Here is a 17,188-nt window from a genome sequence, read left to right on the forward strand (position 1 = left end):
ATGAAAACACAACTTGTATTATGCTTGGGCGGAACTCTGTTAGCCGGAATGTCCGCCTGCAAAAGTGAAGCTCCGAAGAAAGAAGTTCCGATGAATGTGATCTACATTCTAGCCGACGACCTGGGATATGGCGATATCGGCTGTTACGGACAGACGAAAATCCATACGCCCAATATCGATAAGATGGCGCAGGAAGGTATGTTGTTCACCCAGCATTATGCGGGATGTACGGTCAGTGCCCCGTCACGCTGTTCGTTGATGACCGGACTGCATACCGGACATTCCCAGATACGCGGAAACAAAGAGATCAAACCGGAAGGGCAGCAACCGATGAGTGCCGATACCTATACCCTGGGTAAACTGATGAAATCGGCCGGATATACCACCGGTATCTTCGGTAAATGGGGATTGGGGTATCCGGGGTCTTCCTCTGTTCCTTCTACGATGGGCTTCGATGAGTTTTTCGGATATAATTGCCAGCGTCAGGCACATAGTTATTATCCCGATCATTTGTGGCATAATAACGATACTGTCTTTTTACATGAAAACGATAAGGAAGGGCGTAAGGTCTATTCGCAGGATCTGATCCATGAACAGGCCTTGAAGTTTATCCGCGACAATAAAGATAAACCTTTCTATGCCATGCTGACTTATACGTTGCCCCATGCTGAGTTGAATCTGCCGCACGACTCTATCTATCAGCAGTATGAAAATGCTTTTGAGGAAGTCCCTTACGACGGCAAGATGGGATATCATCCGTCTGAAAAGCCTTATGCCTCTTTTGCCGCTATGGTATCGAGACTGGATAAATATGTCGGCGATGTAATGGCAGAATTGAAAGAACTGGGATTGGATAAGAATACGATCGTTATTTTTACCAGCGACAACGGCCCTCACCGGGAAGGTGGAGCTAACCCTGATTATTTCAAGAGCTACGGGCCGCTGAAAGGTATCAAGCGGGATGTTTACGAAGGCGGTATCCGTGTTCCGATGGTTGCCTGGTGCCCGGATAAGATCAAGGCCGGTGTTAAGACGGATCATATCAGTGCTTTCTGGGATGTGATGCCTACGTTGGCTGAATTGACCGGTGTTACTTTACCTGAGCAAGGGGATGGAATCTCTTTCTTACCCACTTTGTATTCTAAAGAAGGGCAGAAGCAACACGATTACTTGTATTGGGAATTTCATGAACTGAATGGCCGTGAAGCTTTACGCAGCGGTAACTGGAAATTGATCCGTCAGCCGATCGTAGGCGAGACGATTCTGGAATTATACGATCTGAGTAACGATATCCATGAAGACCATAATCTGGCTCAGCAAAATCCGGAGAAAGTGAAGGAACTGGAAGTATTGTTGGATGGAGCGCGTACGGAGTCCCCATTATTTAATTTCGGAAGACAATGAAAACTGCCTTATTCCTATCGATGTTATTGGTTACGGGCAGCTTGCTGGCCCGTAACCTGGATAAGACGTTTCAACTTTTACCCCAGCCCCAGTCGGTCGAGATTCAGGCTGGCAAAGGGTTGGATTACGGGGAACTGTCGTATGTGGTAGCCGACGGAGAAGCTCCGATCCCTGTGCTGGGAGCTATCACAAACGGATTACCTCAGAGTGAACGGGCTGGTAAAGGTATTCATTTCCGGTTGTCGCAAACCGGTGTGCCGGACTCTCCGGAAGGGTACCTGCTTGAAATAACAGGCAAAGGAGTTACTATCACTTCCCGTGATGAGGCAGGCCTTTTCTATGGTTGCCAGACGCTGGAGCAATTACTCGAAGACAGCCGCGACTTTAAGAAGGAGATACCGCCGATGAAAATAACGGATTATCCGGCGATCGCCTACCGTGCCGTCCATCTGGATACCAAGCATCATCTCGACCGGATGGATTACTATTACCGGATGGTGGATAAACTGGCCCGTTATAAAATAAATGCCATCATCTGGGAACTGGAAGACAAACTGCGTTTCACCCGCCGTCCCGAAGCCGGGGCTCCGAATGCGATCAGCAAACAGGAGATGCAGGCATTATGCCGGTATGCGAAAGAGCGGAATGTGGAGATCAGCCCGCTAGTGCAAGGTCTGGGACATGCCGGATTTATCCTGAAACACCATTGGGAGTTGAGGGAGAACCCTGCCAGCGACTGGGAGTTCTGCCCTTCCGATCCCCGCACCTATGAGGTACAGTTCGACTTATACCTGGATGCCCTGGAAGCCATGCCTTATGGCAAATATCTGCATGTAGGGGGAGACGAGATTACCGCGATCGGTATCGACGACCGTTGTAAGGCAACCGGCAAGTCTGCTTTTGAACTTCAGATGATCTGGTTGAAGAAAGTTTGTCAGTTCGCAGTCGATCATGGCCGTACCCCTATCTTCTGGGATGATATGCCGCTTAAATATGCCGGTATCTGGGAACTCGCATTGAGCGACAAGCCGGAAGAAGAAGTGGCAAAGGTTTGGAATACCGATAAGCTGGATAAAGCCATCGACCTTTTCCCGAAAGAATGTGTGTATATGCGTTGGAAATATGAGGATGCCACGTCTCCCGCCCATCAGCGGCTCTTGAAATGGTATAGCGACAAAGGGCTGAAAGTGATGGGGGCGACAGCTGCATCGGCCGGCGATTCCCCTTTCCTTCCCCGCAAGGATACCCGGTCGGAATATGTGAGGGGCTTCAGCCGGTTGGTGGCCGAAAATCATCTGGAAGGGATTCTGGCAACAGCCTGGGACGACGGTTCACCCCATCTGGAAACAGTCTGGCGCGGATATATCGCACAAGGGGAGTTCGGCTGGAACCCGACGGCACGTGATGTCGCGACCTTTAAGAAAGTACATGCCCAGCGTGAGTACGGATTCCGCCCCGAAGAGAACCGGATGGTTTTCCTGGATGAACTGGAAAAGGCAATCTTTTTCTTCGATGATGCGCTGGTATCGTCAGGACGTCGTAATCCCGCCTGGGGAGCAACCGCTTTTACCTTGATCGGTCTGCCGGATAAAGAACATCCGGGTGCCTGGAGCGAAACCTATAAGGAGAAGATCGACAAGGCGAAAGAAGAGGCGAAACGTTATCAGACGATCCGTGAAGGCGTCTTGGCGGCTGAACGGAATGCCTTGCGCAACCGTTATACCCTGAAGGTCTACGAGCAGACGAACAACCTGCAGAACTATCCGGTACGTCTTATCCTGGCATTGAACGAATACGATACGGCAAAGGATGAAGCCGGTCGCCGGGCGGCACAGGTGAAGGTACGGGAAGTATGCGATTATTTTAAGGTGATGCGCAAGAACCTGGAGTCTGTTTATTCGGAAACCCGTTTCATGCAGCAACCGGAAGGATTTATCGCTGATATGAACCATCATAATCATCTGGCCTCAAAAACAGACAATAGCGACTGGCTCTATCTGTACGAGATCCCGATGGTGAAGAAGGTGCTTCAATGGATAAAAGAATAAGAAAGGATTTACGATCGTCATAACAACACGGTTACGGCCATCGTAAACGAGCTGTTACGGTCTTCGTAAACGGTAAGTTACGGTCATCGTAACAATACAGTTACGGTTGTCGTAATAATTGAATAAACAACATCATAAATTAATAAACCATGAAGAAAATAATAGTAACTCTTTTTATCTGTCTGCTCTGCTTCCCTTTGTGGGCGGCACATCAGCCGGAGTTTTCAACAGCCGGTTTCTTCCGAATGGATCATTCCGGGCGTGAAGTGTTTTCCATGAACCCGGCCTGGCGTCTCTATAAAGGAGCCGCACCGGGAGCCGATGCAAAAGACTTTAACGACAAAGACTGGACGGTCGTTTCCTTGCCGAACGGCATCGAATACCTGCCCACCGAAGCCAGTGGTTGTATCAATTACCAGGGGGAAGCGTGGTACCGCAAGCATTTCACTCCCGATGCAGCCTTGAAAGGAAAGAAACTCTTCCTGCATTTCGAAGCGATCATGGGAAAGAGCAAAGTGTTTGTCAACGGCAAGCAGTTGACGGAACATTTCGGAGGCTACCTGCCTGTCGTAGTGGATGTAACGGATGTGTTGGACTGGAACGGCGACAATGTAATCGCAGTATGGGCCGATAATAGCGACGATCCTTCCTATCCCCCGGGCAAAGCGCAGGACGTACTCGATTATACCTATTTCGGAGGTATCTATCGCGACTGCTGGCTGATCGCCCATAACAATATTTTTATCACCGATCCGAATTATGCGGATGAAGTGGCCGGAGGCGGACTCTTTGTTGCTTACGACAACGTGTCGGATGCTTCGGCAGACGTGCTTCTGAAGATACAGGTGCGCAATGAAACAAAGAAATCGTTTACCGGAATAGTGGAGTATGAGTTGCAGCAACCCGACGGGAAACAAGTGGCTTTTCTGAACACCAAGATACGGGTGAAACCGGGCAAGTCTGTAAGCAGTTCGGATAAACTGCTGGTGAAAGATCCCTTGCTGTGGAGCCCGTCTTCCCCTACATTATATAATCTGCTTGTACGCATCCGTGACGAACAGGGCAATGTGATCGACGGTTACCGCCGCCGTATCGGTATCCGGAGCATCGAGTTCAAAGGAAAAGAAGGTTTTTGGCTGAACGGTAAGCCCTATGACAAGCCGTTGATCGGCGCTAACCGCCATCAGGACTTTGCCGTGGTAGGTAATGCCGTAGCGAACAGCGTCCACTGGCGCGATGCCAAAAAGTTGAAAGACGTCGGTATGGAAGTGATCCGCAACGCCCACTGTCCGCAAGATCCGGCTTTTATGGATGCTTGCGACGAACTGGGTTTGTTCGTGATCGTCAATACACCGGGCTGGCAGTTCTGGAACGACGCTCCCGAATTCGCCCAGCGGGTATACAGCGATATCCGTCACCTGGTACGTCGCGACCGTAACCATCCTTCGGTATGGCTTTGGGAGCCAATCCTGAACGAGACCTGGTATCCGGCCGACTTTGCCAAGAACACCAACGATATCGTACATGCCGAATATCCGTATCCTTCCTGCTATTGCGGCAGCGACAGCGAAGCCCGTGGACATGAAGTCTTCCCGGTTCTTTTCGCCCATCCGCAGAATGCAGACCCGGAATGGGCGCTGAAGCATGCGGACGATACCAAGACATACTTCACCCGCGAATGGGGAGACAACGTAGACGACTGGAATTCGCATAACTCACCCAGCCGCGTAGCCCGTAACTGGGGTGAACAGGCCATGTTGATACAGGCGCAGCATTACGCTTCCCCATCTTATCCGTATACCAGTTATGACGCTTTGTTCCAGACTTCCCGCCAGCATGTAGGCGGCTGCCTGTGGCATTCGTTCGATCATCAGCGCGGTTACCATCCCGACCCATTCTATGGAGGAATCATGGATGTGTTCCGTCAGCCTAAGTTCTCTTATTATATGTTCATGGCACAGCGTCCGCCGGTTAAAAGTGATGGGATAGCCGAGACAGGGCCGATGGTATTTATCGCCAATGAAATGACTCCTTTCTCCGGCAAGGATGTAGTGGTTTATTCCAATTGCGATGAAGTGCGCCTGACCTTCAATAAAGACGGAAAGACTGCCACTTATAAAAAGGATAAGAACCGGAAAGGAATGCCTTCACCGATAATCACTTTCCCGGGTATGTATGATTTTATGGTGGATAAAGCACTTTCAAGAGATAGAAAGCAGGATGATGTTTACTTGCTGGCCGAAGGCCTGATAGACGGAAAAGTGGTAGCCACGCATAAGGTCACCCCGGCTCGCCGTCCCGAAAAACTTTTGTTATGGGTGGATAACGAGGGAACGAACCTCGAAGCCAACGGTTCCGATTTCGTTACCGTAGTTGCCGCCGTAGCCGATAAGCAGGGCAACATCAAACGTCTGAATAACTATTTCATCAAATTCAACGTAGAAGGTGAAGGTCGTCTGTTGGGAGGTTCGGATGTAATGGCAAATCCGGCTCCGGTGAAGTGGGGAACCGCCCCTGTCCTGGTGCAGTCTACCTTGAAACCGGGTAAGATCAAAGTAACCGCTAGTGTCCTGTTTGAAGGCTCGCAGATGCCGTTAAGTGCAGAACTGGAGTTTGACAGCCAGGCAACAGCTTTCCCGTTGATCTATAATCCTTCGGAGGCCGCTCTGATCCCAGCTTCTTCTGTTGGAAACGGCCAGGCTGCAACGGTCAAATCATCAGCAGAACGTGAAGTGGAGCGTTTAAAGAAAGAGTTGAATGCCCTGAAGCTAAAAGAGGTGGAACGTCAGCAAACTGAGTTTGGCGAAAACCGTTAAAATGAATACCTTTATCCCGAACAATAAATTTAATGGATTATGAAGAAAGGTTTATCTTGGTTTTTAGTATGCTTCAGTGTAATGTGTGTATTCTCTTGTGCACAGCAACCCAAAGAATGGACACTGGTTTGGGAAGATAATTTTAATCAGGCGGATAGTTTCGATCCGGCTTCCTGGAGTAAGATACCCCGCGGAGGTTCCGACTGGAATAACTACATGTCCGACTTCGATTCCTGTTATGCCATGCGGGACGGAAAACTGATCCTGCGCGGACTGGTCAATTACAGCCTGCGGACTGATACGGCTCCTTTCATTACCGGGGGAGTCTATACAAAAGATAAAGTCGGCTTTAATAACGGCCGTCTGGAAATCCATGCCAAACTGAACGGGGCAACCGGTGCATGGCCTGCTTTCTGGCTGCTGCCTCAGGATGGTAAATGGCCGAACGGAGGGGAGATCGATATTATGGAACGCCTGAATAACGATAGCATCGCCTATCAGACCGTCCATTCAAACTATACCTTCAATCTGGGCATCAAAGACAACCCGAAGCAAGGCGGTATAGGCCTGATAAACCGTGATGATTTCAACACCTATACCGTTGAAATGTATCCCGACAGCCTTGTTTTCTTCATAAACGACAACCATACGTTTACCTATCCGCGTATTGAAACAGACAAGGAAGGACAATACCCCTTCAGCGAAGGGCAGTTCTATCTTCTGTTGGATATGCAGTTGGGAGGTAGTTGGGTAGGAGCCGTAGAACCTGCTGATCTGCCCGTGGAAATGGAAATTGACTGGGTACGTTTTTATCAGAAGAAATAATTTCGGAGTATTTTCTGTTGATAATTATGATAATTGGTCTCTGCGTGAAATTGTTAGTCGTTTTTTCTTTAAAATTGTAACAAGATATCGGTATAAAAAGTTTACCTTTGTCTTGTAAATAATATTTAAATATCTAAAATCTAACTGTAATGATTGGATCAATTATTCAACTGGCTTTATCCATACTGATGATCGTTAGTATGTGGAAGGTTTTTGAAACTTTCGGCCAGAAAGGGTGGGCTTGTATCATTCCGTTCTACAACATCATTGTAATGTTGCGTATCGCTAAGTGGGAACCTGTTAAGTTCTGGTTTTTCCTGATTCCGATTTACAACATTTATTTGTGTTTCCTGCTGTACCGTGATATCGCGGCTAAGTACGGAAAGGGTAGCAACGAATTTGCTGTAGGTCTGCTTTTATTACCGTTTATTTTCTTCCCGTTGTTGGCGTTCAAAGAAACTCCGATAGCAGAAGATGTAGAGTAACTAGTATTGAGGGAATGGAAAAGCCTTTCGTGAGAATGAAAGGCTTTTTTTATATTCTTATATCTGTATAAATGAATATCTCGCCGTTGTTAAAATAAACATCGTATCTTTGGCGTTTGTTATAAGACTAAAGATACACGAGCTATGTTAGATATACAATCTATCCGGAAAGATTTTCCTATTCTGGAACATAAGATATACGGTAAGCCGCTCATCTATTTCGATAATGGTGCTACGACGCAGAAGCCCCGCCAGGTGGTGGAAAAGATTGAAAGCGGTTATTATAATGTAAATGCCAATATCCATCGTGGTGTTCATTTCCTGAGCCAGGCCGCTACGGAAGCACACGAAGAGGCACGCAAAACCGTACAGTCGTTTCTGAATGCCTGCTCCTCTAACGAGATTATTTTTACACGCGGCACGACCGAAGCGATCAACCTGATAGCTTCCAGCTTTACCGACGAATGTATGTCGGCAGGCGATGAAGTGATCCTCTCGGTCATGGAGCATCATTCCAATATCGTTCCCTGGCAGATACAGGCGGCAAAGAAAGGGATTGCCTTGAAAGTGATCCCGATGAATGAAAAGGGAGAACTCGAGATGGATAAGTTCCGCGAGTTATTTTCCGAGCGTACCCGTCTGGTTTCCGTAACCCACGTATCCAATGTGCTCGGAACTATTAACCCGGTGAAAGAGATGATCGAAGAAGCGCATAAGCACGATGTGCCGGTGTTGATCGACGGAGCGCAGGCTGTTCCCCACCTCGCTGTGGATGTACAGGATCTGGATGCCGAGTTCTACGTGTTCTCCGGACATAAGGTATATGGGCCGACCGGTATCGGTGTTTTGTATGGAAAGGAAGAATGGCTGGATAAGCTTCCCCCTTACCAGGGAGGCGGTGAAATGATTTCGACCGTTTCTTTTGAAAAGACGACCTTCAATGAACTGCCTTTCAAGTTTGAAGCAGGTACGCCCGATTATATCGGCAGTACGGCGCTGGCAGAAGCGTTGCGGTACGTCAATCATCTGGGGATGGAGAATATAGCCGCTTACGAGGATGAATTATTGCGCTATGCAACGGAGAAGCTGAATGCGATCGAAGGAATGCGTATTTTCGGGCAGGCGGCTCACAAAGGGGCGGTTCTATCCTTCCTGGTCGGAAATATCCATCATTATGATATGGGAATGTTACTGGATCGTCTGGGAATAGCTGTCCGCACCGGACATCATTGTGCACAGCCGCTGATGCAGGCGTTAGGCATTGAAGGGACGGTTCGCGCTTCCTTCTCATTCTATAACACGAAAGAAGAAATTGATACTTTTGCCGCCGGGATAGAGCGTGTAAGAAAAATGTTTTAATAAGTAGTTTATGTTATATTACCTGAAGAAATATCCGATATCTTTAACTGTCATCGCAATAGTCATTTACCTGTCGTTTTTCAAACCGCCGACGATGGAGATAACGCAGATCCCGAATATGGACAAGCTGGTACACCTCTGCATGTACGGCGGGGTATCGGGAATGCTATGGATCGAGTTTCTTCGCAACCACCGGAAGTATGACGAGGTGATGTGGCATGCCTGGATAGGAGCCGTACTTTGTCCGATCTTGATGGGAGGAGCGATCGAATTACTTCAGGAATATTGCACCACTTACCGGGGAGGCGACTGGTTCGACTTTCTGGCCAACTCGACCGGAGTAGTGCTGGCTACCTTGTTCGCCTATTTTGTGTTACGGCCCTGGATGCTGAGAAACAAGAAAGTAACAAATTAATCTAACTTGTATGCTGTTACCTTATTTAGAACCCAACCGGATAGAAGCCGGATGTGATGAGGCGGGACGCGGATGTCTGGCCGGATCTGTTTTTGCTGCGGCAGTGATCCTTCCACCCGATTTTAAGAATGATGATCTGAACGACAGTAAGCAACTGAGCGAGAAGAAGCGCTATGCTTTGCGTCCGGTCATCGAGCGTGAAGCCATTGCCTGGGCAGTCGGTATTGTCACCCCCGAAGAAATAGACAAGATAAATATACTGAAAGCTTCTTTCCTGGCCATGCACCGGGCTATCGACCAACTGGCAGTAAAGCCCGAACATCTGCTGATCGACGGAAACCGTTTTACTCCATACCCCGACATTGCCCACACAACTGTAGTAAAAGGTGATGGTAAATATCTGAGTATCGCAGCCGCCTCTATTCTGGCTAAAACTTATCGTGACGACTATATGGACGAGTTGGCCAAAGAATACCCCGATTACCATTGGACTGAAAACAAGGGCTATCCTACTAAAGCCCACCGTGAAGCTATCCGCGCTGTCGGCATCACTCCCTATCACCGTAAAACATTTACTTTACTCCCTGAACAATTAACGTTGGACTTCTGAAATAAACGGCTTCCCTTTGTCTTTTTCCTGTTTATTTCGATATATTTGTAGTCTATCGTTTAATCTGATCAAGGTATGAAAAAGACTAGTATTAATATCGCTTTGTTTCCGCTGTTTCTTCTGTTGCTGGGAACAGTGTTTTTGAATCTTCTTTCGTCTTGCAGTGATAAAGACGATGAAGACGAGTTTGTCGATCCTCAGAATTTTTGTGGAAGTTATTCTGAAGATAAATTGTCGTTGACGCTTAATCAGAATAAGATGCCGGGTGCTCAGGTAGAACTCGTGTCGGTCAGTACGGATGGGAAGTTTATGCAAGTCAGGTTGTCAGGTGTTTATCCCACTGACGAGCCGGTAGAGTTTGAGGCTGTTGTCGAACCCGGACAAGGATATATCGAGTTGAAAGGAACAACCAGTTATTATGAGTGTTATGATCTCTCTTTTTCAGGAGTTTGTGATAGTAAAGAACTGCGTGTATTTGTCTGGGTGACTGGATAAACAGCGGTATGCTGAACGATAAGGAAGCCGAAGCTATGAAACTGTTTTATAAAATCTTAAGCTCCGACTCGGATAGGGATATGGCATGGCGTATCCATATGATTGCAAAGAGGAATGCGTAAACTTATTCATATCTTGCTGTACTAAGTATTTGAAAAATAACTATCACTACTATCACGCCCCTGTTTAATGTCCCTATAATCAACGCTTGTGGTAGTGATAGTTGCTGTTTTCAACTATCACTTAACTATCACTCATCTATCACTAACTGTCAACTGTCTTGTCCTGAAATCAAATACATACCTATCTTTTTTCGCAAAGTATATTGCTAATTATCAAAGATATAGTTATAAATACCGCTTGATGCCCGGGTCTCAACCACCCTGACACCCGGGTGTGAGCATCGTCGGGATGGGGGTGTGAAACTGGCAAAAATGGGCGTCTCGGAAACAAAAAGTAAGTACTTCGATGAAAAAAACCTATATATTCATGGTAAATATCTAGGGGGATATGGGGATAGACTTAGTTCACATAGAACTCCGGTTATTAATGGCTGAAAGGCGTTGATTTAATACATAAATTAGCTACAATATGTTTTTTTTATTTATTTTTCACCGTAATGTATGCTGTTTTTATGAAAATTACTATATTTGTAGCGTATTATTTCGCTATAGTTCTATGTGAACTGTTGCAAAATAATATTCTCACTAATGAATTGAGTAGAAGATATTTAAAGGAGATGAAGATCTCGGTAGTCTGATTTGATAGATTGCCTTTTCTGACAGGCCATGAAAAATGGCTGCTGTAGTTGTATTAAGTAAAAACCGTTAATTTTGAATTATGACGACAAACACTAAAAGGAGGAAATTATGTCCATCGGCTATGTGCGCCAAGACTATGCACATGCGCCATTTTCTTTCGTTTTTGATTTTTATGAGTTCTAATCACTAATTAATTATGTTATGAATTACACAAAGAAAGTCATTTTTGTGCCTATGGCTTTATTTTGTCTTAGTTTGCCTTCGATGGCTGAGAGTAATATCTTTGCAAAGCAGGCAACGACAGAATTGAGTGCAAGCATTGAACATTCTGCAGTAGCGGTACAAGAGTCCGCATCCACAACTCAGAATGCCCGTAGGGTAACAGGTATTGTAAAAGATGAGAATGGTGATCCGGTAATTGGTGCCAGCGTTGTTGAAACGGGGACTACTAACGGTATTATGACGGATGTCGACGGTCGGTTTGAATTGTCTGTTCCATCTAACGCTTCGCTACAAATCTCTTATGTGGGTTTTGTTACCCAGACAATCAAACCGGGAAACCGGAATAATCTCCAGATCGTATTGCAGGAAGACAGCCAGGCACTCGACGAAGTGGTAGTAGTGGCTTTCGGTAAGACAACTAAAGAAGCGTTTACCGGTTCAGCCGGTATCTTAAAAGCGGATGATCTTCTTAAAGCACAGGTTGTTAACCCCGCCAGTGCATTGGCCGGACGTGTTGCCGGTGTGCAGTTGAGCAACACTTCCTCACAGCCGGGTAGTTCGCCTTCCATTACCATCCGTGGTTTCGGTTCTATTTCTTCGGATACTGAACCTCTGATCGTTGTCGACGGGATGCCTTTCGATGGGGACTTGAACCTGATCAACTCCAATGATATCGAGTCGATGACCGTATTGAAAGATGCTGCATCCAATGCCTTGTATGGTGCCCGCGGTGCTAACGGGGTGATTATGATTACGACGAAGAAAGGTAAGAGCGGAGACGCAAAAGTAAGCGTCGATGCTAAATGGGGTGTCAACAGTAACGGTTTGCAGAACTATAAGTCGACCAACGCACAGGAGTTCTATGAAACTTATTATAAGATGCTGTATAACTATTATACAACGGAAAGCGGAGGAGGTTTGTCGTCTACCGATGCGCATGCACAGGCTAATCGTCATCTGACTAGTTCGTCGAGTGGTGTAGGCCCTGGTTATATGGTTTATTCAGTTCCCGACGGACAGGATTTTATCCAGCAGGGAGGTGTGATGAATCCGAATGCAACTATGGGAACCCTCTATAAATATAATGACAGACAATTCTGGCTGCAGGCCGACGATTGGGAAGAAGAAGGATTGCAGAACGGTTTCCGTCAGGAATACAATGTGTCTATATCCGGAGCATCCGACCGTATCAACTACTATACCTCAGTGGGTTACCTGGATCAGGATGGCATTCAGGAAGGATCGGCCGTGAAGCGTCTGACTGCCCGTGCAAAGCTCGATTACCAGGCAAAGACATGGTTGAAAGTCGGTGCAAACTTCAACTATTCAAAGTACGATTACAGCCAGACTTATGAAGGAACTATCGGTACCGGAACTATCTGGAGTATGATCAAGACACAGGCTCCTATCTATCCGGTTTATTTCCGTGATGCCAATAAAAACATCATGGTCGACCAGTGGGGAGAGAAAATGTATGACTTTGCCAAAAATTATGATTTGAACCGCGGAGGAGGTGTAGGTGGTAACGGTATCTTTACGAATAAATACAGAACGGATGAAACAACCGGTAACTCATTTATTGCCAGTGGTTATGCCGATATTAACCTGACGAAAGACCTGACATTCACCTTCAATGCCAATGCTTATGATTACGATCGGCGTTATACGTATGCAAAAAGTCCTTTTGTTGATTACTATACAGACTCGTCCGACAACGGTTCGCTCGAAAAAAGATCTCTGCGTACATTTACTTACAATACCCAGCAGCTGTTGAATTACAATAAGCAGTTTGGTAAACATGACGTAAGTGCACTGCTTGGGCATGAATATTATGATTACAAATATGAGTACCTGAAAGCTTCCGGTTATAACTTCGGAATAGACGGTACGCGTGAGTTGGCTACTGTTCTGAACCTGGACAATAATCCGACTTCTTACTCCCGGTCTTACAACAACGAAGGTTATTTCTTCCGTGCGATGTATAATTATGATGCGAAGTATTTCGGTTCGGTATCTTACCGTCGTGACGCTTCTTCCAACTTCTCGAAAGATAACCGTTGGGGTAACTTCTGGTCGGTAGGCGGTGCATGGCTTATCTCAAAGGAGCAGTTCTATAATATCCCCTGGGCGAATAGCATGAAACTGAAAGCTTCTGTCGGTTCGCAGGGTAACGATAATATCGGTTCGTATATCGGTGATGTTTTGTATGCCGACTCTTATACTATTGTCAACAATGATAATGAAGCGGCTTATCAGTGGCGGCAGAAAGGTGCCAGTGATATTACCTGGGAAACCAATACGAACTGGAATGTGGGTTTGGAATTCGATCTGTTCCAGGGACGCCTGGGTGGTAGCGTAGATTATTTCTACCGCAAAACGAGTGATATGCTGTTCTCCCTTAACACGCCTCCTTCAATCGGTTACACCAGTTATTATATCAACCTGGGAGATATGCGTAACTCGGGTCTTGAACTGGTTTTACAGGCTACGCCGATACGTAACAAAGATTTCCAGTGGGATATAAACTTCAATATCACGCATGTGAAGAATAAGGTGTTGACTTTGCCTGATAAGATTAAGACAACGAAGGTGGAAGGTCATGACGGATATGTCAACCTGGATAAATCGTTTGTGTCCAAATACAAATATTTCGTGGCAGAAGGTCTTTCTCTTTATACCTGGTACTTGCCGAAGTTTGCCGGCCTTGATCCGGACACAGGAGAATCGTTGTTCTATAAAGATATTCTGGACGATGCAGGCAATGTGACAGGACAGGAAACAACCAAGGATGTGAATCAGGCAACCGATTATCTGATTGGTGACGCGCTGCCTAAGTTCTCCGGTGGTTTGGGTACGACGCTCAGATACCGTAACTTCGATTTCTCAATCAACCTGAACTACCAGATCGGTGGTAAAGCATACGACTATGTCTATCAGCTGCTGATGCATACCGGAGGAACATCTTCTACCAACTGGCATAAGGATATTTTCAACGCATGGACTCCTGAAAATACGAATACCAGTGTTCCGCGCCTGATGTTCTCTGAAACTTATTCGCAGGCTTCACGTTCAGATCGTTTCATTACGAATGCAAGCTATGTGAATCTTCAGAATATCAACTTCGGATACACATTGCCTTCGAGCCTGACACAAAAGTATAACATACAGAATATACGTGTTTACTTCTCTGGCGAAAATCTGTTGTACCTCTCTGCACGGCAGGGATTTGACCCACGCTATACACTGAAAGGATATAGCAACTCGGAACTTTATTCTCCGATACGTACAATCTCGGGAGGTATTTCATTGACATTCTAATCATTAAAAGGAAAACATCATGAAAAAATATAAGATATTTCTTGCTGCTGTCGCTCTTCTGGGATTGAGCAGTTGCATCGAAGAAAAAATACCAACAGAATATGTGTTGGACAGTCAGATACAAGCCTCGGAAACAGCCTTGCAGGGGATGGTCAATTCCATTTATACCTCGATGGGCGGATATATAAATGATGACGGGGGGATTGAAATGATTTCTTATGCCAGCATGCGTGCCATGCTCGAACATAGTACGACCCAGCTGGTTTGCTCCGGCGCGAACGGTTATAATACGATGGGGGCTTACTGTTATGGAGCGATAAGTGCCACGGGATCTAATCGCGGACTTTATCCTTCTTATCTCTACTATGCTTATCTTAAGAATGTGAATGATATTATCGGTCTGATCGATGTGGATGATCTGGATGATTCCAAAAGGGGGTATCTGGGGATCAGTTACGCTTACCGGGCACTTTATTATCTGGATCTGGTTCAGATCATGGAATATAAGAAACCTACCGATAGCCGTTTCAGCTATGTGAGTCCTGAAAACGACCTGACCAATCTGGGGGTACCCATTGTAACGGAGAAAACGACCGGCGAAGAGGCATCGAATAATCCGCGTGCAACGGTGGATGCCGCCTATGATTTGATCCTTAGTGACTTGCAACAGGCGGAAACTTATCTGGACGGTTATGCACGTACGGATAAAACTCAACCGAACCTGGCTGTTGTGTATGGTTTGTATGCCCGTGCTTATGCCAACCTGGCTTCGCGTGTAAATACTTCCGCTTCTTACAAAGATGAAGCTTCTTACTGGCAGAAATCCGGTGAGTATGCGGATAAGGCTATTTCTGTTGCCGGTTGTACACCGTTGACGGAGGCGCAATGGACGGATCCTACGAACGGCTTCAATAACCGTAACTCCCAGAATTCGTGGATGTGGGCGACTTCTATTTCAGAAGGCAACACGACTGCGGCTACAGGAAACGACCAGTCGTTCTCTTTCGCTATGATCTTCGGGACTGAAACCAATTTCAGTTCTTACGGTTGGCGTGTAGGGCGTTCGCTCGATCGTAAGTGGTACGAACGTCTGTCCGATAACGATTTTCGTAAGAAATCGTGGTTGGCTCCTAACTTCCTCTATGAATCGACCAATCAGAAAGAGGGGGAACCTTATCTGGTGGAAAGAAATGCCGACGGTAAGTTTATCAATAATAAATGGGCGGTAAATGATGAGAGTACGAGTTCGGTTCAGAGCGATTGGACAGACAGCTATTCTGGATATGGCCCTGACAAGTATCAGTATCAGTTGAACAGCAGTCCGTCATGGATCCGTTCACGTATCAACTCGTCTTATGGCTTCCAGTCGTGGCCGTGGGTATATGTAAACATTAAGTTCCGTCCGCATAATGGCGATTACCGTACACATTCGATTGGTGGTGCTATCGATTATCCCATCATGCGTATCGAAGAAATGTATTTCCTGAAAGCGGAAGCGGCACTTCATACTTCCGGTGTTCCTGCAGCAGCGGCAGCTCTGGAAACAATAGTAAAAACGCGTAATCCTTCATATACCTGTACAGCAACTACTGCCGATGCATTCCTGGATGAATATATCTTCCAGAAAGGCGTGGAATTCTGGGGGGAGGGTGTCAACTATTTCGATGCCAAGCGTCTGGAAGTGGGTATTCATCGTGCATACTTCGGTACGAACTGCGAACGTTACCAGCATTGTCTGGATATGGACGGCGTATTTGTGGGATGGACTCCGGGATGGAACCAGGCGGAACTGAATGCCAATCCGGCTATCTTCCATTACAATAATCCGTATACAAATCCGACGACTTATTATATCTATAAGTCTAATGACGATTTCAGACCATATTATGGTACAGAAATAAAATAAAGGGATTTGATTGAAAAGAAAAAGGTATGTCACGGGTGTGGCATACCTTTTTTGTCTCTTGCCGGAAACTGTTCGTTTACCGGTTATTATTTGCCTGCTTCTTCTTTTGTCTTGTAAGCCAGCGCATACATACGCATCTGTTTAACCATGGCAACCAGCCCGTTCGAACGGGTAGGCGAAAGATGTTCTTTCAGGCCGATCTGTTCGATAAAATAGAGGTCGGTATCCAGGATCTCCTGTGGTGTGTGGCCTGACAGGACATTGATCAGCAGCGATACGATCCCTTTTACTATTACGGCATCGCTTTCACCTTTGAATATAATCTTACCGTCCTCATAGTCTGCCTGAAGCCATACGCGGCTCTGGCATCCCTCGATCAGGTTGCTTTCTGTTTTATACTTGTCTTCCAGCGCGGGAAGGGAGTTGCCTAAATCGATCAGCAACGCATACTTGTCCATCCAGTCGTCGAAGGCTGAGAACTCTTCAATAACATTGTCCTGAAGTTCGTTGATAGTCATCGTTGT

12 protein-coding genes are annotated in these 17,188 nt (G+C 46.4%); 11 read left to right on the forward strand and 1 reads right to left on the reverse strand.

Annotation, left to right across the window (positions count from 1 at the left end):
- The 11 genes from HMPREF1212_RS01550 (at position 1) to HMPREF1212_RS01600 (ending at position 16,664) form a co-directional block, all read left to right on the forward strand.
- The gene (locus HMPREF1212_RS01550) at positions 1 to 1,404 is read left to right on the forward strand and encodes an arylsulfatase (RefSeq protein WP_046148190.1); all 1,404 of its coding nucleotides are present in this window, start codon (positions 1 to 3) and stop codon (positions 1,402 to 1,404) included.
- On the forward strand, positions 1,401 to 3,452 hold the full coding sequence (locus HMPREF1212_RS01555) for a beta-N-acetylhexosaminidase (RefSeq protein WP_046148191.1): 2,052 nt from the start codon (positions 1,401 to 1,403) through the stop codon (positions 3,450 to 3,452). The genes HMPREF1212_RS01550 and HMPREF1212_RS01555 overlap by 4 nt, the downstream gene beginning before the upstream one ends.
- Positions 3,453 to 3,601: 149 nt before the next feature.
- Complete coding sequence (locus tag HMPREF1212_RS01560) at positions 3,602 to 6,268, forward strand: glycoside hydrolase family 2 protein (RefSeq protein WP_046148192.1); 2,667 nt, start codon at positions 3,602 to 3,604, stop codon at positions 6,266 to 6,268.
- Between the two features lie 39 nt (positions 6,269 to 6,307).
- Complete coding sequence (locus tag HMPREF1212_RS01565; RefSeq protein ID WP_046148193.1) at positions 6,308 to 7,093, forward strand: glycoside hydrolase family 16 protein; 786 nt, start codon at positions 6,308 to 6,310, stop codon at positions 7,091 to 7,093.
- 149 nt (positions 7,094 to 7,242) lie between these two features.
- Complete coding sequence (locus HMPREF1212_RS01570; protein ID WP_028729818.1) at positions 7,243 to 7,578, forward strand: DUF5684 domain-containing protein; 336 nt, start codon at positions 7,243 to 7,245, stop codon at positions 7,576 to 7,578.
- A gap of 144 nt (positions 7,579 to 7,722) precedes the next feature.
- Entirely contained in the window at positions 7,723 to 8,937 is a 1,215-nt protein-coding gene (locus HMPREF1212_RS01575; RefSeq protein WP_046148194.1) for an aminotransferase class V-fold PLP-dependent enzyme, read from the forward strand.
- 10 nt (positions 8,938 to 8,947) lie between these two features.
- Entirely contained in the window at positions 8,948 to 9,352 is a 405-nt protein-coding gene (locus tag HMPREF1212_RS01580) for a VanZ family protein (RefSeq protein WP_046148195.1), read from the forward strand.
- 10 nt (positions 9,353 to 9,362) lie between these two features.
- Complete coding sequence (locus tag HMPREF1212_RS01585) at positions 9,363 to 9,962, forward strand: ribonuclease HII (protein ID WP_046148196.1); 600 nt, start codon at positions 9,363 to 9,365, stop codon at positions 9,960 to 9,962.
- 75 nt (positions 9,963 to 10,037) lie between these two features.
- Positions 10,038 to 10,457, forward strand: a complete 420-nt coding sequence (locus HMPREF1212_RS01590) for a hypothetical protein (protein WP_046148197.1) — start codon at positions 10,038 to 10,040, stop codon at positions 10,455 to 10,457.
- A gap of 962 nt (positions 10,458 to 11,419) precedes the next feature.
- Entirely contained in the window at positions 11,420 to 14,758 is a 3,339-nt protein-coding gene (locus HMPREF1212_RS01595) for a SusC/RagA family TonB-linked outer membrane protein (protein WP_052724900.1), read from the forward strand.
- Positions 14,759 to 14,777: 19 nt separating this feature from the next.
- The gene (locus HMPREF1212_RS01600; RefSeq protein ID WP_028729812.1) at positions 14,778 to 16,664 is read left to right on the forward strand and encodes a RagB/SusD family nutrient uptake outer membrane protein; all 1,887 of its coding nucleotides are present in this window, start codon (positions 14,778 to 14,780) and stop codon (positions 16,662 to 16,664) included.
- An 86-nt stretch (positions 16,665 to 16,750) separates the two neighbouring features.
- Here HMPREF1212_RS01600 and HMPREF1212_RS01605 read toward each other — a convergent pair whose 3' ends face one another.
- On the reverse strand, positions 16,751 to 17,182 hold the full coding sequence (locus HMPREF1212_RS01605) for a SufE family protein (protein ID WP_028729811.1): 432 nt from the start codon (positions 17,180 to 17,182) through the stop codon (positions 16,751 to 16,753).
- Positions 17,183 to 17,188: the final 6 nt, after the last annotated feature.

It is taken from the genome of Parabacteroides sp. HGS0025, assembly GCF_000969845.1.
Classification (GTDB): domain Bacteria; phylum Bacteroidota; class Bacteroidia; order Bacteroidales; family Tannerellaceae; genus Parabacteroides; species Parabacteroides gordonii.